This window comes from Pseudomonas sp. B26(2017) (genome assembly GCF_002113045.1).
Classification (GTDB): Bacteria; Pseudomonadota; Gammaproteobacteria; order Pseudomonadales; family Pseudomonadaceae; genus Aquipseudomonas.
On record NZ_NEJJ01000002.1, the window covers coordinates 126,564 to 148,078 of the forward strand.

20 protein-coding genes are annotated in these 21,515 nt (G+C 58.8%); all 20 read left to right on the forward strand.

Annotated features, from left to right (window positions below; translation table 11 throughout):
* The first annotated feature begins 53 nt into the window (after nt 1-53).
* Nucleotides 54-1,424 (forward strand): tRNA uridine-5-carboxymethylaminomethyl(34) synthesis GTPase MnmE, encoded by a 1,371-nt coding sequence (gene mnmE / locus CAF79_RS03605; RefSeq protein ID WP_085696625.1) that lies wholly within the window; start codon nt 54-56, stop codon nt 1,422-1,424.
* 553 nt (nt 1,425-1,977) lie between these two features.
* The gene (gene mnmG, locus CAF79_RS03615; RefSeq protein WP_085696628.1) at nt 1,978-3,876 is read left to right on the forward strand and encodes a tRNA uridine-5-carboxymethylaminomethyl(34) synthesis enzyme MnmG; all 1,899 of its coding nucleotides are present in this window, start codon (nt 1,978-1,980) and stop codon (nt 3,874-3,876) included.
* On the forward strand, nt 3,873-4,517 hold the full coding sequence (gene rsmG / locus CAF79_RS03620; RefSeq protein WP_085696630.1) for a 16S rRNA (guanine(527)-N(7))-methyltransferase RsmG: 645 nt from the start codon (nt 3,873-3,875) through the stop codon (nt 4,515-4,517). The genes mnmG and rsmG overlap by 4 nt, the downstream gene beginning before the upstream one ends.
* An 18-nt stretch (nt 4,518-4,535) precedes the next feature.
* Complete coding sequence (locus tag CAF79_RS03625; RefSeq protein WP_039764974.1) at nt 4,536-5,333, forward strand: ParA family protein; 798 nt, start codon at nt 4,536-4,538, stop codon at nt 5,331-5,333.
* Nucleotides 5,334-5,342: 9 nt separating this feature from the next.
* On the forward strand, nt 5,343-6,215 hold the full coding sequence (locus CAF79_RS03630) for a ParB/RepB/Spo0J family partition protein (RefSeq protein WP_085686130.1): 873 nt from the start codon (nt 5,343-5,345) through the stop codon (nt 6,213-6,215).
* A gap of 148 nt (nt 6,216-6,363) precedes the next feature.
* On the forward strand, nt 6,364-6,771 hold the full coding sequence (locus CAF79_RS03635) for a F0F1 ATP synthase subunit I (RefSeq protein ID WP_003229783.1): 408 nt from the start codon (nt 6,364-6,366) through the stop codon (nt 6,769-6,771).
* Between the two features lie 16 nt (nt 6,772-6,787).
* Nucleotides 6,788-7,657: a F0F1 ATP synthase subunit A gene (atpB, locus tag CAF79_RS03640; RefSeq protein WP_085696631.1), complete on the forward strand. Its 870-nt coding sequence runs from the start codon at nt 6,788-6,790 to the stop codon at nt 7,655-7,657.
* 134 nt (nt 7,658-7,791) lie between these two features.
* A complete protein-coding gene (gene atpE / locus CAF79_RS03645; protein WP_003097235.1) occupies nt 7,792-8,049 on the forward strand; it encodes a F0F1 ATP synthase subunit C in 258 nt (85 codons plus the stop codon).
* A 58-nt stretch (nt 8,050-8,107) separates the two neighbouring features.
* Nucleotides 8,108-8,578, forward strand: a complete 471-nt coding sequence (locus CAF79_RS03650) for a F0F1 ATP synthase subunit B (protein ID WP_007954149.1) — start codon at nt 8,108-8,110, stop codon at nt 8,576-8,578.
* 12 nt (nt 8,579-8,590) lie between these two features.
* Nucleotides 8,591-9,127 (forward strand): F0F1 ATP synthase subunit delta, encoded by a 537-nt coding sequence (locus CAF79_RS03655; RefSeq protein WP_085696633.1) that lies wholly within the window; start codon nt 8,591-8,593, stop codon nt 9,125-9,127.
* Between the two features lie 21 nt (nt 9,128-9,148).
* Nucleotides 9,149-10,693 carry a F0F1 ATP synthase subunit alpha gene (gene atpA, locus CAF79_RS03660; protein WP_085696635.1) on the forward strand — a complete coding sequence of 515 codons (1,545 nt, stop codon included), beginning with the start codon at nt 9,149-9,151 and terminating at the stop codon, nt 10,691-10,693.
* Between the two features lie 50 nt (nt 10,694-10,743).
* The gene (gene atpG, locus CAF79_RS03665) at nt 10,744-11,604 is read left to right on the forward strand and encodes a F0F1 ATP synthase subunit gamma (RefSeq protein ID WP_040071850.1); all 861 of its coding nucleotides are present in this window, start codon (nt 10,744-10,746) and stop codon (nt 11,602-11,604) included.
* Nucleotides 11,605-11,631: 27 nt separating this feature from the next.
* On the forward strand, nt 11,632-13,008 hold the full coding sequence (gene atpD / locus CAF79_RS03670; RefSeq protein ID WP_065260117.1) for a F0F1 ATP synthase subunit beta: 1,377 nt from the start codon (nt 11,632-11,634) through the stop codon (nt 13,006-13,008).
* Between the two features lie 45 nt (nt 13,009-13,053).
* Complete coding sequence (locus CAF79_RS03675; protein WP_007954164.1) at nt 13,054-13,479, forward strand: F0F1 ATP synthase subunit epsilon; 426 nt, start codon at nt 13,054-13,056, stop codon at nt 13,477-13,479.
* A gap of 119 nt (nt 13,480-13,598) precedes the next feature.
* Nucleotides 13,599-14,966 (forward strand): bifunctional UDP-N-acetylglucosamine diphosphorylase/glucosamine-1-phosphate N-acetyltransferase GlmU, encoded by a 1,368-nt coding sequence (glmU, locus tag CAF79_RS03680; RefSeq protein ID WP_085696637.1) that lies wholly within the window; start codon nt 13,599-13,601, stop codon nt 14,964-14,966.
* A gap of 129 nt (nt 14,967-15,095) precedes the next feature.
* Complete coding sequence (locus CAF79_RS03685; RefSeq protein WP_085696639.1) at nt 15,096-15,872, forward strand: DeoR/GlpR family DNA-binding transcription regulator; 777 nt, start codon at nt 15,096-15,098, stop codon at nt 15,870-15,872.
* A 2-nt stretch (nt 15,873-15,874) separates the two neighbouring features.
* Nucleotides 15,875-17,707 carry a glutamine--fructose-6-phosphate transaminase (isomerizing) gene (gene glmS / locus CAF79_RS03690; RefSeq protein ID WP_085696641.1) on the forward strand — a complete coding sequence of 611 codons (1,833 nt, stop codon included), beginning with the start codon at nt 15,875-15,877 and terminating at the stop codon, nt 17,705-17,707.
* 71 nt (nt 17,708-17,778) lie between these two features.
* Complete coding sequence (locus CAF79_RS03695) at nt 17,779-18,705, forward strand: LysR family transcriptional regulator (RefSeq protein ID WP_085696643.1); 927 nt, start codon at nt 17,779-17,781, stop codon at nt 18,703-18,705.
* Nucleotides 18,706-18,809: 104 nt separating this feature from the next.
* On the forward strand, nt 18,810-19,436 hold the full coding sequence (locus CAF79_RS03700) for a glutathione S-transferase family protein (protein ID WP_085696644.1): 627 nt from the start codon (nt 18,810-18,812) through the stop codon (nt 19,434-19,436).
* Nucleotides 19,437-19,481: 45 nt separating this feature from the next.
* Nucleotides 19,482-21,512, forward strand: a complete 2,031-nt coding sequence (locus CAF79_RS03705) for a pyridoxamine 5'-phosphate oxidase family protein (protein WP_085696646.1) — start codon at nt 19,482-19,484, stop codon at nt 21,510-21,512.
* The last annotated feature ends 3 nt before the right edge of the window (nt 21,513-21,515 follow it).

Here is a 21,515-nt window from a genome sequence, read left to right on the forward strand (position 1 = left end):
CGCCCCCTAGTGGGGCGTTTTGCTATCTGCCATTTTTGTCTGGATACCGGTTTATGAGCGCACCTCGTGAAACCATCGCAGCCGTCGCTACCGCCCAGGGCCGTGGCGGCGTGGGCATCGTTCGAATTTCCGGGCCGCTGGCCAGCGTTGCAGCCAAAGCCATCAGCGGCCGTGAACTGAAACCACGGTTTGCCCACTACGGCCCGTTCTTCAGTGACGATCAACAGGTGCTGGATGAAGGTCTGGCGCTGTATTTCCCAGGGCCGAACTCGTTCACTGGCGAAGACGTACTGGAACTGCAGGGCCACGGTGGCCCGATCGTCCTCGACATGTTGCTCAAGCGTTGTCTGGAACTGGGTTGCCGTCTGGCGCGGCCCGGTGAGTTCAGCGAAAGAGCATTCCTCAATGACAAACTCGACCTGGCCCAGGCCGAGGCCATTGCCGACCTGATCGAAGCCAGTTCTGCCCAGGCCGCACGAAACGCTCTGCGTTCGTTGCAGGGTGCATTTTCCCAACGTGTGCATAACCTCACCGAACAGCTGATCGGTTTGCGGATTTATGTCGAAGCCGCGATCGACTTCCCGGAAGAAGAGATCGACTTCCTTGCCGATGGCCATGTCCTGAGCATGCTCGACAAGGTTCGTAACGAGTTATCCACCGTATTGCGCGAAGCCGGGCAGGGCGCATTGCTACGTGACGGCATGACCGTGGTGATTGCCGGTCGTCCGAATGCCGGCAAATCCAGTCTGCTGAATGCATTGGCCGGACGAGAAGCCGCCATCGTGACGGAGATTGCCGGCACGACTCGGGATATCCTGCGCGAACATATCCACATCGACGGCATGCCGCTGCACGTAGTGGACACCGCCGGTCTGCGCGACACCGATGATCATGTGGAAAAGATCGGCGTTGAACGAGCATTGAAAGCCATCGGCGAAGCTGATCGAGTGCTGCTGGTTGTCGATGCCATGGCGCCCGAGGCCGCCGATCCGTTTGCGCTGTGGCCGGAATTCCTTGAAACCCGGCCGGATCCGGCGAAGGTCACGCTGATTCGCAACAAGGCTGATCTCACCGGTGAACCCATTGCTCTGGAAGTCAGCGACGACGGCCATGTAACGATCAGTCTGAGCGCAAAATCCGCCGGTGAAGGGCTGGATCTGCTACGTGATCACCTCAAGGCCTGCATGGGCTACGAACAGACGTCGGAAAGCAGCTTCAGCGCACGCCGCCGGCACCTGGAAGCCCTGCGTCACGCCAGTGATGCCCTGGAACATGGACGTGCCCAACTGACGTTGGCGGGAGCGGGTGAGTTGCTGGCCGAAGACCTGCGTCAGGCCCAGCAGTCCCTTGGGGAAATCACCGGCGCCTTCAGCTCCGATGATCTGCTGGGACGGATCTTTTCCAGCTTCTGCATCGGTAAATAATCCATCCGCTGTCCACAGACAGGTCCATACGCGACCTGTCTGTTCCCTCTTCCTCGTATTTCCTTGCCCCAGTGCCGGACAGGTTTTCTGATCCTGGGCGGATTTTCTGCGTCCGCGATCCCTTCATTCATCAGATTTCTGTGAATTAAGCCCTGTGAATAACCGCCGCTGAGGGCAGTTGATAACAGGGCCTGAAAACTGAACATAACTGCCTCTGTGGATAACCACCGCGTTAATCCACAGGCTTAAACCGGTTATCCAAGGGCCTCATGGCGACATGGCCACAGGGTTTTGAATCTCTGTACACATTGAAAATAAAGGCCTGTAGAAATCTATCCACAGAAATCATGGGCAGTAAGAATAAGCTTTAAAACAAAGGTTTTATAAATTTCTCTCTTTTTTATTCTTTTAACCGCGAGTTCTCCACAGCTGGTTAAATTTTGTGCAAAGGGTTCTTTAGGAAGGGCGAAGTCCCTATACTTGCCGACCAGGTCCAGAAACCTGATCTCAAACTATTCCTGAATTACCTACTTAAGCAGGCACGAGGTGCGTGGTGGATTTCCCTTCCCGTTTTGAAGTGATCGTCATCGGCGGCGGTCATGCCGGTACCGAGGCAGCACTGGCCTCAGCACGCATGGGTGCAAAAACCCTTCTGCTGACGCACAACGTGGAAACCCTCGGTGCCATGAGTTGCAACCCGGCCATCGGAGGCATTGGCAAAAGCCATCTGGTCAAGGAAATCGACGCCCTCGGCGGCGCGATGGCCATGGCCACCGATCTGGGCGGTATCCAGTTTCGCGTGTTGAACAGCCGCAAAGGCCCGGCCGTACGTGCAACCCGTGCGCAAGCCGACCGTATTCTTTACAAGGCCGCTGTCCGCGAAATTCTGGAAAACCAGCCGAACCTGTGGATATTTCAACAAGCCGCTGACGACCTGATCGTCGAGCAGGAACAAGTACGCGGTGTTGTCACGCAAATGGGTCTGCGTTTCTTCGCCGATTCCGTTGTGTTGACCACCGGTACTTTCCTGGGCGGACTTATCCACATCGGTTTGCAGAATTTTTCCGGCGGTCGTGCCGGTGATCCCCCGTCGATCGCCCTTGCGCATCGCCTGCGTGAATTGCCGCTGCGCGTTGGACGCCTGAAAACCGGCACGCCACCGCGTATCGACGGCAAGTCTGTGGATTTCTCGGTGATGACCGAGCAGCCAGGTGATACGCCGATTCCGGTGATGTCGTTCATGGGCAACAAAGAACAACATCCACGGCAGGTCAGTTGCTGGATTACTCACACCAACGCCCGTACCCACGAAATCATTGCCGCAAACCTCGACCGTTCGCCGATGTATTCCGATGCTGGCGAGATCGAAGGCATCGGTCCGCGTTATTGCCCGTCGATCGAAGACAAGATTCATCGCTTCGCCGACAAGGAAAGCCATCAGGTGTTCATCGAGCCGGAAGGCCTGACCACCCATGAGCTGTATCCGAACGGGATATCCACAAGCCTGCCGTTCGACGTGCAATTGCAGATCGTGCAATCGATTCGCGGGATGGAAAACGCGCACATCGTGCGTCCGGGGTATGCGATCGAGTACGACTACTTCGATCCGCGCGACCTGAAGTACAGCCTGGAAACCAAAGTCATCGGCGGTCTGTTCTTCGCTGGTCAGATCAACGGCACCACCGGTTACGAAGAAGCCGGCGCCCAGGGTTTGCTCGCAGGAGCCAACGCCGCGCTGCGTGCGAAAGGCAAAGAAGCCTGGTGCCCGCGTCGCGATGAAGCGTACATCGGGGTATTGGTCGACGACCTGATCACCCTCGGTACTCAAGAGCCGTACCGCATGTTCACTTCCCGTGCCGAGTACCGCCTCATCCTGCGTGAGGACAACGCGGACTTGCGTCTGACCGAAAAAGGTCGCGAACTGGGTCTGGTCGATGACGCGCGCTGGGCGGCTTTCTGCAAGAAGCGCGAAAACATCGAACTCGAAGAGCAGCGCCTGAAAAGTACCTGGGTTCGCCCGGGCACTCCGCAGGGGGATGCGATTGCCGAGAAATTCGGCACACCGCTGACTCACGAATACAACTTGCTCAATCTCTTGAGCCGTCCGGAAATCGACTACGCTGGTCTGGTCGAAGTAACCGGGCAGGGCGCTGAAGACCCACAGGTCGCCGAACAGGTCGAGATCAAGACCAAGTACGCCGGTTACATCGATCGCCAACAGGACGAAATCGCCCGTCTGCGCGCCAGTGAAGACACGAAACTGCCTGTGGATATCGATTACACCAACATTTCCGGTCTTTCCAAGGAGATCCAGAGCAAGTTGGGCGCCACGCGTCCCGAGACGCTGGGCCAGGCTTCGCGGATCCCGGGTGTGACCCCGGCAGCAATTTCGCTGTTGATGATTCATTTGAAAAAACGCGGCGCGGGCCGTCAGTTGGAGCAAAGCGCTTGAGTTCTAAGGTCACTTCGCAACACGCCGAAGAGTTATCCACAGGAGCCCGCGAGCTCGGTGTCAATCTCACTGAAACCCAGCACGAATTGCTGCTGGGTTATCTGGCCCTGTTGATCAAATGGAACCAGGCCTACAACCTGACCGCCGTTCGCGACCCGGACGAAATGGTGTCCCGTCACTTGCTCGATAGCCTCAGCGTGATGTCGTTCATCGAAAACGGTCGCTGGCTGGATGTCGGCAGCGGCGGCGGCATGCCGGGGATCCCTCTGGCGATCCTGTATCCGGACACGCAAGTGACGTGCCTGGACAGCAACGGCAAGAAAACCCGTTTTCTGACCCAGGTCAAACTCGAACTCAAACTGGATAACCTGCAAGTTATCCACAGTCGCGTCGAAGCGTTCCTGCCTGCACAGCCGTTCAACGGGATCATTTCCCGGGCGTTCAGCAGCATGGAGAACTTCACCAACTGGACTCGCCACCTCGGCGACGCCGATACGCGCTGGCTGGCAATGAAGGGCGTCCATCCGGCCGATGAGCTGGTAGCATTGCCGGCAGACTTCAAACTCGATAGCGAACACGCCCTGGCCGTACCCGGTTGCCAAGGCCAACGCCATCTGCTGATACTGCGCCGCACGGCATGATTGGGAACACAAGCAAGAATGGCTAAGGTATTCGCGATAGCGAACCAGAAGGGTGGTGTGGGCAAGACCACCACCTGCATCAACCTCGCAGCATCCCTGGTCGCGACCAAGCGCCGGGTGCTGTTGATCGATCTCGATCCACAGGGCAACGCCACCATGGGCAGCGGTGTGGATAAACATGGCCTGGAAAATTCGGTCTACGACCTGCTGATCGGTGAATGCGATCTGGCCCAGGCCATGCACTATTCGGAACACGGCGGTTATCAACTGCTACCGGCCAACCGCGACCTGACGGCGGCCGAAGTGGTGCTGCTGGAAATGCAGATGAAGGAAAGCCGTCTGCGCAGCGCGTTGGCGCCGATCCGTGAAAACTACGATTACATTCTGATCGACTGCCCGCCATCGCTGTCGATGCTCACGCTGAACGCACTGGTTGCCGCCGACGGGGTCATTATCCCCATGCAGTGCGAGTATTTTGCGCTCGAAGGTCTGAGCGACCTTGTGGATAACATCAAACGCATCGCCGAACTGCTGAACCCGAACCTGAAAGTCGAAGGCCTGCTGCGAACCATGTATGACCCGCGCCTGAGCCTGATGAACGATGTATCGGCCCAGCTCAAGGAACACTTCGGCGATCAGCTTTACGACACGGTGATCCCGCGCAACATCCGTCTCGCCGAAGCCCCGAGCTACGGCATGCCGGCGCTGGCGTACGACAAGCAATCGCGTGGCGCGCTGGCCTATCTGGCCCTGGCGGGCGAGATGGTTCGCCGTCAGCGCAAAAATTCACGCACCGCCGCTGCCCAGCCAACTTAAGGAATTCCCATGGCCGTCAAGAAACGAGGTCTCGGACGAGGACTGGATGCACTGCTGAGCGGTCCGACTGTCAGCGCGCTGGAAGAACAGGCAGCGCAGGCGGACAGCCGTGAGTTGCAGCACCTGCCGTTGGACCTGCTGCAGCGCGGCAAGTATCAGCCACGCCGGGACATGGATCCGCAGGCGCTGGAAGAGCTGGCGCAGTCGATCAAGGCCCAGGGCGTGATGCAGCCGATCGTGGTTCGCCCGATTGGCGGTGGTCGTTTCGAGATCATCGCCGGCGAACGTCGCTGGCGCGCAAGTCAGCAAGCCGGGCAGGAAACCATTCCTGCGATGGTTCGCGACGTGCCGGATGAAACCGCGATCGCCATCGCGCTGATCGAGAACATCCAGCGCGAAGACCTGAATCCGATCGAGGAAGCGGTGGCCCTGCAGCGCTTGCAGCAGGAATTCCAGCTCACTCAGCAACAGGTCGCCGAGGCTGTGGGTAAGTCCCGCGTCACGGTAGCCAACCTGTTGCGCCTGATTGCGCTGCCGGAAGTCATCAAGACCATGCTGTCCCATGGCGACCTGGAAATGGGTCATGCCCGTGCATTGCTCGGTCTGCCGGACAATCAGCAGGTGGAAGGGGCGCGACATGTTGTCGCACGCGGCCTCACTGTGCGCCAAACTGAGGCACTGGTTCGTCAGTGGCTGAGCGGCAAACCGGAGCCGGTCGAGCCTGCCAAACCCGATCCGGATATCGCCCGGCTCGAACAGCGTCTGGCCGAGCGCCTGGGCTCTGCAGTGCAGATCCGCCACGGCAAGAAGGGCAAAGGCCAGTTGGTGATTGGTTACAACTCCCTCGATGAGCTTCAAGGTGTGCTCGCACACATCCGCTGAAACAATTCCCCTTGTAGCGCGCAGTCGGAAATCACTACCTGACAGTTGAATAGGGGCAGAACCGCCCCTATACTCTGCGCGCATTTTGTCGGCACAAATTATGCCAAGTTATTGAATTTTGGCAGCCGACCATTGGAGAGCAATAGTGATGGAAACCCGCAAGCCAAACCGCCTGCCGTTCCATCGCCTGGCGGTTTTTCCGGTGTTGATGGCTCAATTTGTCATTTTGCTCATTGCCGCTTTGGCGCTCTGGCAATGGCACGGAGTCGTTGCCGGATACTCGGGACTTTGCGGAGGCCTGATAGCCTTGCTGCCCAATGTTTATTTCGCTCACAAGGCATTTCGGTTTTCCGGCGCCCGAGCAGCCCAGTCCATCGTCCGGTCTTTCTATGCCGGCGAGGCAGGCAAACTGATTTTGACGGCAGTGCTGTTTGCACTGGTGTTTGCAGGTGTGAAGCCACTGGCGCCGATTGCTGTATTCGGCGCGTTCGTGCTGACTCAGTCGGTCAGCTGGTTCGCTCCCCTGCTGATGAGAACAAGACTTTCGAGACCTTAGGGCGTTTGAGGCAACCATGGCAGAAACAACCGCTTCGGGCTATATCCAGCACCACTTGCAGAACCTGACCTTCGGTCAGCTACCCAACGGCGGCTGGGGCTTTGCCCACACCGCAGCAGAAGCCAAGGAAATGGGCTTCTGGGCTTTCCACGTCGATACCCTCGGCTGGTCGGTCGCGCTGGGTCTGATCTTCGTCATTCTTTTCCGCATGGCGGCCAAGAAGGCGACTTCCGGTCAGCCGGGTGCACTGCAGAACTTCGTTGAAGTCCTGGTCGAATTCGTCGATGGCAGCGTGAAAGACAGCTTCCATGGCCGTAGCCCGGTGATCGCACCGCTGGCACTGACCATCTTCGTCTGGGTGTTCCTGATGAACGCCGTCGACCTGGTACCGGTCGACTGGATTCCTCAGCTGGCCGTCCTGATCTCCGGCGACCACCACATCCCGTTCCGCGCCGTGTCGACTACTGACCCGAACGCGACCCTGGGCATGGCGTTCTCGGTTTTCGCACTGATCATTTTCTACAGCATCAAGGTCAAGGGCCTCGGCGGCTTCATCGGCGAGCTGACCCTGCATCCGTTCGGCAGCAAGAACATCTTCGTTCAGGCCCTGCTGATTCCGGTGAACTTCCTGCTGGAATTCGTGACCCTGATCGCCAAACCGATCTCTCTCGCTCTGCGTCTGTTCGGCAACATGTATGCCGGCGAGCTGGTGTTCATCCTGATCGCTGTGATGTTCGGCAGCGGCCTGCTCTGGCTGAGCGGCCTGGGCGTTGTCCTGCAGTGGGCGTGGGCTGTGTTCCACATCCTGATCATCACCCTGCAGGCGTTCATCTTCATGATGCTGACCATCGTCTACCTGTCGATGGCGCACGAAGAAAACCATTAAGACCAGTCTCGACTAGTCTGATGTCCTTCCCGGTCAAACGGGAAGGGGCTCCTCACGGGGCACCATGAAACGATTTGTTTTACCGCTTTAATCTAAAAAACCTAAACCATACGACGTAAAAGTCGGGAGGAAAGATGGAAACTGTAGTTGGTCTAACCGCTATCGCTGTTGCACTGTTGATCGGCCTGGGCGCACTGGGTACCGCAATTGGTTTCGGCCTGCTGGGCGGCAAGTTCCTGGAAGGCGCAGCGCGTCAGCCAGAAATGGTTCCAATGCTGCAAGTTAAAATGTTCATCGTTGCCGGTCTGCTCGACGCCGTAACCATGATCGGTGTTGGTATCGCTCTGTTCTTCACCTTTGCGAACCCGTTCGTTGGTCAGATCGCTGGCTAATCATTCGGATTTTCCGAGTGATTTAGTGTGATGGACAACGTAACTGCGAGGTGTTGGCGTGAACATTAATGCGACCCTGATTGGCCAGTCCGTTGCGTTCCTGATTTTTGTACTGTTCTGCATGAAGTTCGTATGGCCTCCGGTCATCGCAGCTCTGCACGAACGTCAAAAGAAGATCGCTGATGGTCTGGACGCTGCCAGCCGTGCAGCTCGCGACCTGGAGTTGGCCCAAGAAAAAGCGGGTCAGCAACTGCGCGAAGCGAAAGCTCAGGCAGCTGAAATCATCGAGCAAGCCAAGAAACGCGGTAACCAGATTGTCGAAGAGGCCGTTGAAAAGGCCCGCGTCGACGCTGACCGTGTGAAGGTTCAGGCTCAAGCCGAGATCGAACAGGAACTGAACAGTGTCAAAGACAAGCTGCGCGCCCAAGTGGGCTTGCTGGCTGTCGGCGGCGCCGAGAAGATCCTGGGTGCCACAATCGATCAAAACGCGCACGCAGAGCTGGTTAACCAACTGGCTGCTGAAATCTAAGCGAGGGCGATCATGGCAGAACTGACCACGTTGGCCCGACCTTACGCTAAGGCGGCCTTCGAGCACGCTCAGGCCCACCAGCAACTGGCCAATTGGTCAGCCATGCTCGGCCTGGCAGCAGCGGTGTCGCAAGACGACACCATGCAGCGCGTGCTCAAGGCCCCGCGACTGACGAGCGCAGAAAAGGCCGCCACGTTCATTGACGTGTGCGGCGACAAGTTTGATGCCAAGGCACAGAACTTCATCAATGTCGTTGCCGAGAACGACCGTCTCCCGCTTCTGCCGGAGATTGCCGCTCTTTTCGACCTGTACAAGGCCGAACAAGAGAAATCGGTAGACGTTGAAGTGACCAGTGCTTTTGCATTGAACCAAGAACAGCAAGACAAACTCGCCAAGGTTCTCAGTGCACGACTCAGCCGGGTAGTGCGCCTGCAAGTTGCGGAGGATGCTTCCCTTATAGGGGGTGTCGTCATCCGCGCCGGCGACCTGGTTATCGATGGCTCGATTCGCGGCAAAATCGCGAAACTTGCCGAAGCATTGAAATCTTGAGTTTGAAGGGGCAGCAGAGCAATGCAGCAACTCAATCCTTCCGAAATAAGTGAAATTATCAAGGGCCGCATCGAAAAGCTCGATGTGACCTCCCAAGCCCGTAACGAAGGCACTGTCGTCAGCGTATCTGACGGTATCGTGCGGATTCACGGTCTGGCCGACGTCATGTACGGCGAGATGATCGAGTTTCCGGGCGGCGTCTACGGTATGGCCCTCAACCTGGAGCAAGACTCCGTAGGTGCCGTTGTACTGGGCGCATACACGACTCTGGCTGAAGGCATGAGCGCCAAGTGCACCGGCCGCATCCTCGAAGTTCCGGTTGGTAAGGAACTGCTGGGTCGCGTTGTCGACGCACTGGGTAACCCTGTTGACGGCAAAGGTCCACTGGGCAACACCGAGACCGACGCGGTCGAGAAAGTTGCTCCGGGCGTGATCTGGCGTAAGTCGGTAGACCAGCCTGTACAGACTGGCTACAAGGCTGTCGATGCCATGATCCCTGTCGGCCGTGGCCAGCGTGAGCTGATCATCGGTGACCGTCAGATCGGTAAAACCGCTCTGGCGATCGACGCGATCATCAACCAGAAAGACAGCGGCATTTTCTGCGTCTACGTGGCAATCGGTCAGAAGCAATCGACCATCGCCAACGTGGTTCGCAAGCTGGAAGAAAACGGTGCACTGGCCAACACCATCATCGTTGCAGCGAGCGCTTCGGAATCTGCAGCACTGCAATTCCTGGCTCCGTACTCCGGTTGCACCATGGGTGAATTCTTCCGCGACCGCGGTGAAGACGCGCTGATCGTTTATGACGATCTGTCCAAGCAAGCAGTGGCTTACCGCCAGATTTCCCTGCTGCTGCGCCGTCCACCAGGACGTGAAGCCTACCCAGGCGACGTGTTCTATCTCCACTCCCGTCTGCTGGAGCGCGCATCCCGCGTTTCGGAAGAGTACGTAGAGAAGTTCACCAACGGCGCAGTCACCGGCAAAACCGGTTCCCTGACCGCACTGCCGATCATCGAAACCCAGGCTGGCGACGTTTCCGCGTTCGTTCCGACCAACGTGATTTCCATCACCGACGGTCAGATCTTCCTGGAATCGGCCATGTTCAACTCGGGCATCCGTCCTGCAGTGAACGCCGGTGTTTCGGTATCCCGTGTGGGTGGTGCCGCTCAGACCAAGATCATCAAGAAGCTGTCCGGTGGTATCCGTACCGCTCTGGCTCAGTACCGTGAACTGGCGGCATTCGCCCAGTTCGCTTCTGACCTGGACGAAGCGACCCGCAAGCAACTTGAGCATGGTCAGCGCGTTACCGAGCTGATGAAGCAGAAGCAATACGCGCCAATGTCGATCGCCGACATGTCGCTGTCGCTGTATGCCGCTGAGCGTGGGTTCCTGACTGACATTGAAATCGCCAAAGTCGGCAGCTTCGAGCAAGCGCTGATTGCTTACTTCAACCGCGATCACGCCGATTTGATGGCCAAGATCAACGTTAAAGGTGACTTCAATGACGAAATCGACGCTGGCCTGAAGGCTGGTATCGAGAAGTTCAAGGCCACCCAAACCTGGTAAGCCGCAGCGGGAGCCGCAAGGCTCCCGCTTGCTAACCTGATAGGTGTTACATGGCAGGCGCAAAAGAGATTCGCAGTAAGATTGCGAGCATCAAAAGCACGCAAAAAATTACCAGCGCCATGGAAAAAGTGGCGGTCAGCAAAATGCGCAAGGCACAAATGCGCATGGCTGCTAGCCGCCCTTATGCGGAGCGTATCCGCCAGGTAATTGGGCATCTGGCCAACGCCAACCCGGAATACCGCCATCCGTTCATGATCGACCGCGCCGTCAAGCGCGTCGGCTATGTCGTGGTGAGCAGTGACCGTGGTCTGTGCGGCGGCTTGAACACCAACCTGTTCAAGGCCCTGGTCAAGGACATGGCGGTAAACCGCGAAAACGGCGTCGAGATTGATCTGTGTGTCGTTGGTAGCAAGGGTGCGGCCTTTTTCCGCAACTTCGGCGGTAACGTCGTTGCAGCTATCAGCCACCTGGGTGAAGAACCGTCGATCAACGATCTGATCGGCAGCGTCAAGGTGATGCTGGATGCTTATCTGGACGGCCGTATCGACCGCCTGTCCGTGGTATCCAACAAGTTCATCAACACCATGACGCAACAGCCTACCGTGGAGCAGTTGATTCCACTGGTGGCGACCCCGGATCAAGAACTCAAGCACCACTGGGACTATCTCTACGAACCAGACGCCAAAGAGCTGCTTGACGGCTTGATGGTGCGTTACGTGGAGTCGCAGGTGTACCAGGCGGTGGTCGAGAACAACGCGGCTGAACAGGCTGCGCGGATGATCGCGATGAAGAACGCTACCGACAACGCCGGTGATTTGATCAGCGATTTGCAGCTGATCTACAACAAGGCGCGTCAGGCTGCGATCACCCAAGAGATCTCGGAAATCGTCGGCGGCGCTGCCGCGGTTTAACGGTTCAAATATTCAGAGGATCCAGCTATGAGTAGCGGACGTATCGTTCAAATCATCGGCGCCGTTATCGACGTGGAATTTCCACGCGACAGCGTACCGAGCATCTACGACGCCTTGAAGGTTCAAGGCGCCGAAACCACTCTGGAAGTTCAGCAGCAGCTGGGCGACGGCGTGGTTCGTACCATTGCGATGGGCTCCACCGAAGGCTTGAAGCGCGGTCTGGACGTCAACAACACTGGCGCAGCCATCTCCGTACCGGTCGGTAAAGCGACCCTGGGCCGGATCATGGACGTACTGGGCAACCCGATCGACGAAGCCGGCCCGATCGGCGAAGAAGAGCGCTGGGGTATCCACCGCGCCGCTCCTTCCTTCGCTGAACAGGCAGGTGGCAACGACCTGCTCGAAACCGGTATCAAGGTTATCGACCTGGTCTGCCCGTTCGCCAAGGGCGGTAAAGTCGGTCTGTTCGGTGGTGCCGGTGTAGGCAAGACCGTAAACATGATGGAACTGATCCGCAACATCGCCATCGAGCACAGCGGTTATTCCGTGTTCGCCGGTGTGGGTGAGCGTACTCGTGAGGGTAACGACTTCTACCACGAGATGAAGGACTCCAACGTTCTCGACAAGGTTGCCCTGGTCTACGGTCAGATGAACGAGCCACCGGGAAACCGTCTGCGTGTAGCGCTGACCGGTCTGACCATGGCCGAGAAGTTCCGTGACGAAGGTAACGACGTTCTGCTGTTCGTCGACAACATCTACCGTTACACCCTGGCCGGTACCGAAGTATCCGCACTGCTGGGCCGTATGCCTTCGGCAGTAGGTTACCAGCCGACCCTGGCTGAAGAGATGGGCGTGCTGCAAGAGCGCATCACTTCGACCAAGCAAGGTTCGATTACTTCGATCCAGGCCGTATACGTACCTGCGGACGACTTGACCGACCCGTCGCCAGCAACCACGTTTGCTCACCTGGACGCCACCGTCGTTCTGTCCCGTGACATCGCTTCCCTGGGTATCTACCCGGCGGTAGACCCACTGGACTCGACTTCGCGTCAGCTGGACCCGAACGTGATCGGCAACGAGCACTACGAGACCGCTCGTGGCGTTCAGTACGTGCTGCAGCGTTACAAAGAGCTGAAGGACATCATCGCGATCCTGGGTATGGACGAGCTGTCGGAAACCGACAAGCAGTTGGTAGCCCGTGCTCGTAAGATCCAGCGCTTCTTGTCGCAGCCGTTCTTCGTGGCTGAAGTCTTCACCGGTGCTTCGGGTAAATACGTTTCCCTGAAAGACACCATTGCTGGCTTCAAAGGCATCCTCAACGGTGACTACGACCACCTGCCAGAACAAGCGTTCTACATGGTCGGCGGCATCGAAGAAGCGATCGAGAAAGCCAAGAAACTGTAATCCAGGCGCCCGGCAACGGGCGCTAATTTAGGTTGAGGCAATCAGATGGCTATGACAGTCCATTGCGACATCGTCAGCGCGGAAGGAGAGATCTTTTCCGGCCTGGTCGAGATGGTGATTGCGCACGGTGCTCTGGGTGATCTTGGTATCGCTCTGGGCCACGCGCCGCTGATCACTAATCTGAAGCCAGGTCCGATCCGCCTGATCAAGCAAGGCGGGGAAGCCGAGGTGTTCTACATCTCCGGTGGTTTCCTCGAGGTTCAGCCGAACATGGTCAAGGTGCTTGCCGATACCGTGCAACGTGCCGCCGACCTGGATGAAGCTCAGGCTCAAGCAGCTCTCAAGGCTGCCGAAGCTGCTCTGCATGAGAAGAGCGCAGATTTCGACTACGGAGCTGCATCCGCACGTCTGGCCGAGGCTGCAGCTCAGCTGCGCACCGTCCAGCAGATCCGCAAGAAGTTTGGCGGTTAATCCGTCAGCCACTTGTTGTGCGATTGATAAAAAAGGGTAGCCTCGGCTACCCTTTTTTCTTTTCCGACTTTCAAAACCCCCGGTCGCAGTTGATGACCACCCAGGATTGGTAGCCAGTCATGTCTCTTGAAATCGTTATCCTCGCGGCCGGCCAAGGCACTCGCATGCGTTCCGCGCTGCCAAAAGTGCTGCACCCGATTGCCGGCGACTCCATGCTTGGGCATGTTATCCACAGCGCTCGTCAACTTGATCCACAACGGATTCATGTGGTGATTGGCCACGGCGCCGACGTGGTACGCGAACGTCTGGCCGGCGATGACCTGAATTTCGTGCTGCAGGACAAGCAACTGGGCACTGGTCACGCCACGGCTCAGGCTGTTCCGTTCATCACTGCCGATACCGTACTGATTCTCTACGGTGATGTGCCGTTGATCGAAGTCGAAACCCTGCAGCGCCTGCTCAAGCACGTTGTGCCCGGGCAGATGGGTTTGCTCACCGTCGAACTGGCTGACCCGACCGGTTATGGCCGCATCGTGCGCGACGCCGACGGCAAGGTTACCGCGATCGTTGAGCACAAGGACGCCAGCGAAGCACAGCGGGCGATTACCGAAGGCAATACCGGCATTCTCGCTGTGCCGGCAAATCGTCTGGCGGACTGGATGAGTCGCCTGTCGAACAACAACGCTCAGGGCGAGTACTACCTGACCGATGTGATCGAGATGGCAGTCAGCGATGGCCTGACCGTCGCCACTGAACAACCGCACGACCCGATGGAAGTGCAGGGCGCCAATGATCGCAAACAACTCTCCGAACTGGAGCGTCACTATCAGTTGCGCGCCGGTCGCCGTCTGATGGCCCAGGGTGTCACTCTGCGCGATCCGGCCCGGTTTGATGTGCGTGGCGAAGTGATCGTGGGTCGCGACGTGCTGATCGACATCAACGTGATTCTCGAAGGCAAGGTCGTCATCGAGGATGACGTGGTCATCGGCCCGAACTGCGTGATCAAGGACAGCACTCTGCGTAAGGGCGTGGTGGTCAAGGCCAACAGCCATATCGAAGGCGCGGTGTTGGGCGAAGGCAGCGATGCCGGCCCGTTTGCCCGTCTGCGACCGGGCACCGTGCTGGAGGCCCGCGCCCATGTGGGTAACTTCGTCGAGCTGAAAAACGCCCGCATGGGTGAAGGCGCCAAGGCCGGGCACCTGACTTATCTGGGCGACGCCGAGATTGGTGCGCGCACCAACATCGGCGCCGGCACCATCACCTGCAACTACGACGGTGCCAACAAGTGGAAAACCGTATTGGGTGAGGATGTGTTCATCGGTTCCAACAACTCGCTGGTGGCGCCTGTGGATATCTCCGCCGGTGCAACCACTGCGGCCGGTTCGACCATCACCCAGAATGTGGATAACGCGCAATTGGCGGTTGGCCGGGCGCGGCAGAGAAATATCGATGGCTGGAAGCGGCCTGAGAAAATCAAAAAGAACTGAGTTATCCACAACGCTTGAATCTGAAAAGACCGCCGCCGGCGGTCTTTTTTTATGGGCGTCGGCTTGACGACTTGCAACTGATAGGTTTTGATTGCTTCCGTTATCTTTCGAATCGAAACTTAATCCACCATGTCGAAACGCAATACACCTCAGCGCCGTCACAACATTCTTGCCTTGCTCAATGAACAGGGCGAAGTGAGTGTCGACGAACTCGCGAAGCGCTTCGAAACTTCGGAAGTTACGATTCGCAAGGATCTCGCCGCGCTGGAAAGTCATGGCCTGCTGCTGCGTCGCTACGGTGGAGCCATCACCATGCCGCATGAGCTGGTGGCGGACGCCAGCCTCAGTGTTTCCAAATACAAACAGGCGATCGCCCGGGCTGCGGTTACACGCATCCGCGAGCATGCGCGCATCATCATCGACAGCGGCAGCACCACCGCCGCGATGATTCCCGAACTCGGCCAGCAGCCGGGTCTGGTGGTGATGACCAACTCCCTGCATGTGGCCAACGCCCTGAGCGAACTCGAACACGAGCCTGTGCTGTTGATGACCGGCGGCACCTGGGATCCGCACTCGGAGTCCTTTCAGGGCCAGGTCGCGGAGCAGGTACTACGCTCTTACGACTTCGACCAGTTGTTTATCGGTGCCGATGGCATCGACCTGGTGCGCGGTACCACCACGTTCAATGAATTGCTCGGCCTCAGCCGGGTGATGGCGGAAGTGGCGCGGGAAGTGATCGTGATGGTCGAGGCCGACAAGATCGGCCGCAAGATTCCCAACCTGGAGCTGCCATGGAGCAGCGTCCATACCCTAATTACCGATGATCGCCTGCCTTCAGACGCACGGGATCAGATTCAGGCTCGCGGTATCAACTTGATTTGCGCGACTGTCAGTCAGGAGAAATAAGCATGTGTGGAATTGTCGGCGCCGTTGCTGAACGTAATATCACCGCCATTCTGGTCGAAGGCCTCAAGCGTCTGGAGTACCGGGGCTATGACAGCGCAGGCGTGGCTGTCTTTACCAATGACGCAACCCTCGAGCGCACCCGTCGTGTGGGCAAGGTCAGCGAACTCGACGCCGCTCTGGCCGAACATCCGCTGGTCGGCCGTCTCGGTATTGCCCACACCCGCTGGGCGACCCACGGTGCACCGAGCGAACGCAATGCCCACCCGCATTTCTCCGGTGACATCGCTGTCGTGCACAACGGCATCATCGAAAACCATGAGGCGCTGCGTGAACAACTCAAGGCGCAAGGCTATGTGTTCAGTTCCGATACCGACACTGAAGTCATCGCCCACCTGCTGACTGAGAAACTCAAGACGCTGCCGGACCTGACCGACGCCCTCAAGGCTGCGGTCAAGGAGCTGCATGGCGCTTACGGTCTGGCGGTCATCCACGCTCAGCAGCCGGATCGACTGGTTGCTGCCCGCAGCGGCAGCCCATTGGTCATCGGTCTGGGGCTGGGCGAGAACTTCCTCGCTTCCGACCAACTGGCCCTGCGTCAGGTCACCGACCGTTTCATGTACCTGGAAGAGGGCGATATCGCCGAGATCCAGCGTGACAAGGTACAGATCTGGGACGTGACCGGTAAAGCCGTCGAGCGCCAGACCGTCCAGTACACCGATGGCGCCGAAGCCGCCGACAAAGGCGAGTTCCGTCACTACATGCTCAAGGAAATCCACGAGCAGCCATCCGTGGTGCAGCGCACCCTGGAAGGTCGATTGAGTTCGGATCAGGTGCTCGTTCAGGCGTTTGGCCCACAAGCCGCTGAACTGTTCGCCAAAGTGCGCAACGTGCAGATCGTGGCGTGCGGCACCAGTTATCACGCCGGGATGGTTGCCCGTTACTGGCTCGAAGAGCTGGCCGGCATTCCTTGTCAGGTCGAGGTCGCCAGCGAGTTCCGCTACCGCAAGGTGGTGGTGCAGCCCGACACTCTGTTCGTCACCATCTCCCAGTCCGGCGAAACCGCCGACACCCTGGCCGCCCTGCGCAACGCCAAGGAACTGGGTTTCCTGGGAAGCCTGGCGATCTGCAACGTCGGCATCAGCTCGCTGGTGCGCGAGTCCGACCTGACTCTGCTGACCCAGGCCGGTCGCGAAATCGGTGTGGCCTCGACCAAGGCGTTCACCACGCAACTGGTTGGTCTGCTGTTGCTGACCCTGTCTCTGGGCCAAGTGCGCGGCACATTGGGCAAAGGCGTTGAAGCCTCGCTGGTCGAAGAACTGCGTCGTCTGCCAACCCGTCTGGGCGAAGCGCTGGCGATGGACAGCACGGTGGAAAAGATCGCAGAGTTGTTTGCCGAGAAGAACCACACGCTGTTCCTGGGCCGTGGCGCGCAATTCCCGGTCGCGATGGAAGGGGCCTTGAAGCTCAAGGAAATCTCTTACATTCACGCCGAAGCCTACCCGGCCGGCGAATTGAAGCACGGTCCGCTGGCGCTTGTGGATAACGACATGCCGGTGGTGACCGTCGCGCCTAACAACGAGCTGCTGGAGAAACTCAAATCCAACCTGCAGGAAGTCCGCGCCCGCGGCGGCGAACTGATCGTGTTCGCCGACGAGAAGGCCGGGATGACCAACGGCGAAGGCACACATGTGGTGCAGATGCCGCACATCCACGACATTCTGTCGCCGATCCTCTATACCATTCCGCTGCAACTGCTGTCGTATTACGTCGCGGTGCTCAAGGGAACTGACGTGGATCAGCCGCGTAACCTGGCGAAGTCGGTGACGGTGGAATAAGTTATCCACAGTGGATCACCCAATAAAATCGCAGCTTCGGCTGCGATTTTTTTATCCGGATCGAGGACACCATGGATCGCTTCCAGGAAATGCAGGTTTTCGCCATCGTCGCCCAGGAGCAGGGTTTTTCTGCTGCTGCGCGGCGCTTGGGTCTGTCGGCAGCCAGCGTGACCCGGGCGGTGGCGGCGCTGGAGCAGCGGATCGGTACGCAGTTGCTGATTCGTACCACCCGCAGCGTGCATCTGAGCGAAGCGGGTCTGCGTTACCTGGAAGACTGTCGGAGAATTCTCGCCGAGGTGCAGGAAGCGGAGGATTCCGCTGCCGGCAGTCATACCCAGCCCCGTGGGCAGTTGACGGTGACGGCGCCCGTTTTGTTCGGCGAGTTGTTTGTCACACCGGTGATGGCGCGTTATCTGACGCAATACCCGGACGTTTCCATCAACGCCCTGTTGCTCGACCGGGTGGTGAGCATGGTCGAGGAGGGGGTCGACGTCGCGATACGTATCGGCGAGCTACCGGACAGCAATCAGCATGCGATCCGGGTCGGTGAGGTGCGGCGGGTGATTTGTGGCTCACCGGCGTACTTTGCGATTCACGGCCGGCCGACCCATCCACAGGCCCTGGCAGGGGCGCCGGTGGTGGCGACGTCGGCCATCGGCCAGCAGCGCAGCTGGCCATTCATGGAAAACGGTGAACTCATTGGCGTAAGACCGGAGCCGCGTCTGGTGGTCACCGCCAATCAGGCTGCGATCACGGCAGCGTCGCTGGGCCTGGGGCTGACCCGGGTGCTGTCTTATCAGGTGGCCAGCAAGGTGGCTTCCGGCGAACTGGAAATCGTCCTCGCCGAGTTTGAATTGCCTGCGCTGCCGATCCATGTGGTGTATCAGGGCGGGCGCAAGGCGCCGGCGAGGGTGCGCAGTTTTGTCGACTTCATGGTGAACGCATTGCGTGAGCATCCCGCCTTGAAAAATGCCGCTTTATTTCATCCAGAGAAATAATGGATTGCGTTTGCTGGTGATTCTGTTGTTTTCACGATAGGTGGAAGATGGCTCCCACGGCCGCCGTCCACCCTGAACGGCGCCATCATTCAACGGAGTCGACCATGCAAGCGATCAAACTCTACAACTTCCCGCGTTCCGGCCACGCCCATCGCGTCGAGCTGATGTTGTCCCTGCTGCAATTGCCGACAGAGCTGATCTTTGTCGATCTGGCCAAAGGCGAGCACAAACAGCCCGGCTACCTGGCGATCAACAGCTTCGGGCAAGTACCGGCCATTGATGACAACGGTGTGGTGCTGGCCGACTCCAACGCGATCCTCGTCTACCTGGCACAGAAATACGGCAATGGTCGCTGGCTGCCAAGCGATCCGGTCGGCGCCGCGCACGTACAGCGCTGGTTGTCCGCAGCCGCCGGGCCAATTGCTTTCGGTCCCGCCGCCGCCCGCCTGATCACGGTATTCGGAGCGAAGTTCAACGCCGAGGAAGTGATCACCCGTGCGCATAACTTTCTCAAGGTGATGGATCAGGAACTGGGCAAAACCCCGTACCTGGTGGGTAGCGAGCCGACCATTGCCGATGTCTCGGCCTACAGTTACATCGCCCATGCGCCGGAAGGCAATGTGTCGCTGGACGACTACGCTAACGTTCGCGCCTGGCTCTCGCGCATCGAAGCGCTGCCCGGTTTTGTCGGCATGCCGCGCACTGTCGCCGGCCTGCAAACCACCGCCTGACATTGATCATCCACACTGCGCCGAGGGTGCAGGGGAGAGGCCGAGATGGAACGTTCACCGTGGCACGCTGGCGAGCAACAATTGCAGGCCCATGTCGGCGTTGCCGAACGCATGGAGGAATTCGGTCGTAAGGTGATTCGCACCTGGATGCCGGATCAGCACCGCCAGTTCTATCAGCAATTGCCCTTCATGCTGTACGGCGCGGTGGATGCCGAAGGTCGTCCCTGGGCCAGTGTGCTGGAGGGGGAGCCGGGCTTTGCTCACTCTCCGGAGCCGACGCAACTGCAGTTCGCCAGTCTGCCGGCTGCCGATGATCCGGCGCAGTTGCAGGCCGGCGCCGCGATCGGATTGCTCGGCATCGAGCTGCACACCCGCCGGCGCAATCGGCTCAATGGTCATATTGGCAGCTTCGGGGCGGACGGTTTTGCGCTGACGGTAGATCAGTCGTTCGGCAACTGTCCGCAGTACATCCAATTGCGCCAGTTTCAGCGGGTGCCACTGACGGATCCGCAGACTCGCAAGGCCGAACACCGTGACAGCCTCGATGACGCCGCCATTGCGCTGATTGAAAGCGCCGACACCTTCTTTGTCGCCAGTTACGTTGATGTCGACGGTGAGCGTTCGGTGGATGTTTCTCACCGTGGCGGCCAGCCGGGTTTTGTGCGGATCGAAGGCAATCGCCTGACGATCCCGGATTTTGCCGGCAATCTGCACTTCAACACCCTCGGCAATCTGCTGCTGAATCCCTTGGCCGGCTTGCTGTTTATCGACTTTTCCACAGGCGATGTGTTGCAGCTCAGCGGTCGTACCGAGGTGATTCTCGAAGGGCCGCAGATCGAAGCCTTCCAGGGCGCCGAGCGGTTGTGGACATTTGAAGTGGAAAAGCTGGTTCGACGTCCGGCGGCCCTGGCTCTGCGTTGGCGCTTCGAGGGTATGTCGCCAACCAGTCTGCTGACCGGTAACTGGGCCCAGGCCGATGCACGGTTGCAGGCCAAGGCATTGGGTGACAGCTGGCGGCCATTGCGGGTGTCCAGGATCGAAATGGAAAGCCGCCACATCCGCTCGATCTATCTGGAGCCGGACGACGGCGCGGGTCTGCCGGTGTTTCTGGCAGGGCAACACCTGCCGCTGCGGTTCAACCTCGATGGCGAGGTGCACATCCGCACCTACAGCCTGTCGGGCGCGCCGTCAGACGATTTCTTTCGGATCAGCGTCAAACGTGAAGGTCGTGTGTCGACGCACCTGCACGAGCAGATTCGCGTGGGCGATGTACTGGAGGCGCGCTTGCCTCAAGGACATTTCACCGTCGCGGGGTTGGAACGCCGTCCATTGGTGTTGCTCGCCGCCGGAGTCGGCATCACGCCGTTGCTGTCGATGCTGCGTGAGGTGGTGTATCAGGGCCTGCGGACTCGGCGGATTCGTCCGACCCTGTTTGTTCAGAGCTCCCGCAGCCTCGCCGACCAGCCGTTTCGCGCGGAGCTGGATCGCTTGCTGGAAGACGCCGGTGACGCCGTGAAGGTGTTGCGAGTGCTCAGCCAGCCAGAGGACGATCTGGTGCAAGGCGAGGATTTCGATATTCGTGGCCGTATCGATGGCGATCTATTGCGCAATCTGCTGACCGACGAGGACTTTGATCAGGTCGACTTTGTGCTCTGTGGTCCCGGCGGTTTTACCCAGGGGATCTACGACACTTTGCGTGAACTGGATGTGCGGGACGGGCAGATCCACGCCGAAACCTTCGGCCCTTCGACCCTCAAGCGCCAAGCCGATCCGGATGCGATCGTGATCGAGCAATTGCCCGCCGCGACCAAGTCGGTGCCGGTGGTGTTCGAGCGTTCGGCCAAGGAAGCGCGCTGGCAGCCTGACGGCGGCAGTTTGCTGGAGCTGGCGGAAAGCCGCGGTCTGCGTCCGGAATTCAGTTGCCGCGGTGGTTCGTGCGGCACCTGCAAGACACGGCTGATCAGCGGCGCGGTGAATTATCCACAGCCTCCGGCGGACGTGCCGGAGGAGGGGCAGGTGCTGATTTGCTGCGCGGTACCGGCACAAAGTGCCCAGCCGCTGGTGCTGGATCTGTAACGG

Bases quoted from the DNA above. Each gene is read 5' to 3' on its own strand.
- mnmE (WP_085696625.1), top strand. From the start codon at position 54: ATGAGCGCACCTCGTGAAACCATCGCAGCCGTCGCTACCGCCCAGGGC.
- CAF79_RS03625 (WP_039764974.1), top strand. From the start codon at position 4,536: ATGGCTAAGGTATTCGCGATAGCGAACCAGAAGGGTGGTGTGGGCAAG.
- CAF79_RS03630 (WP_085686130.1), top strand. From the start codon at position 5,343: ATGGCCGTCAAGAAACGAGGTCTCGGACGAGGACTGGATGCACTGCTG.
- CAF79_RS03635 (WP_003229783.1), top strand. From the start codon at position 6,364: ATGGAAACCCGCAAGCCAAACCGCCTGCCGTTCCATCGCCTGGCGGTT.
- atpB (WP_085696631.1), top strand. From the start codon at position 6,788: ATGGCAGAAACAACCGCTTCGGGCTATATCCAGCACCACTTGCAGAAC.
- atpE (WP_003097235.1), top strand. From the start codon at position 7,792: ATGGAAACTGTAGTTGGTCTAACCGCTATCGCTGTTGCACTGTTGATC.
- CAF79_RS03655 (WP_085696633.1), top strand. From the start codon at position 8,591: ATGGCAGAACTGACCACGTTGGCCCGACCTTACGCTAAGGCGGCCTTC.
- atpA (WP_085696635.1), top strand. From the start codon at position 9,149: ATGCAGCAACTCAATCCTTCCGAAATAAGTGAAATTATCAAGGGCCGC.
- atpG (WP_040071850.1), top strand. From the start codon at position 10,744: ATGGCAGGCGCAAAAGAGATTCGCAGTAAGATTGCGAGCATCAAAAGC.
- atpD (WP_065260117.1), top strand. From the start codon at position 11,632: ATGAGTAGCGGACGTATCGTTCAAATCATCGGCGCCGTTATCGACGTG.
- CAF79_RS03675 (WP_007954164.1), top strand. From the start codon at position 13,054: ATGGCTATGACAGTCCATTGCGACATCGTCAGCGCGGAAGGAGAGATC.
- glmU (WP_085696637.1), top strand. From the start codon at position 13,599: ATGTCTCTTGAAATCGTTATCCTCGCGGCCGGCCAAGGCACTCGCATG.
- CAF79_RS03685 (WP_085696639.1), top strand. From the start codon at position 15,096: ATGTCGAAACGCAATACACCTCAGCGCCGTCACAACATTCTTGCCTTG.
- glmS (WP_085696641.1), top strand. From the start codon at position 15,875: ATGTGTGGAATTGTCGGCGCCGTTGCTGAACGTAATATCACCGCCATT.
- CAF79_RS03695 (WP_085696643.1), top strand. From the start codon at position 17,779: ATGGATCGCTTCCAGGAAATGCAGGTTTTCGCCATCGTCGCCCAGGAG.
- CAF79_RS03700 (WP_085696644.1), top strand. From the start codon at position 18,810: ATGCAAGCGATCAAACTCTACAACTTCCCGCGTTCCGGCCACGCCCAT.
- CAF79_RS03705 (WP_085696646.1), top strand. From the start codon at position 19,482: ATGGAACGTTCACCGTGGCACGCTGGCGAGCAACAATTGCAGGCCCAT.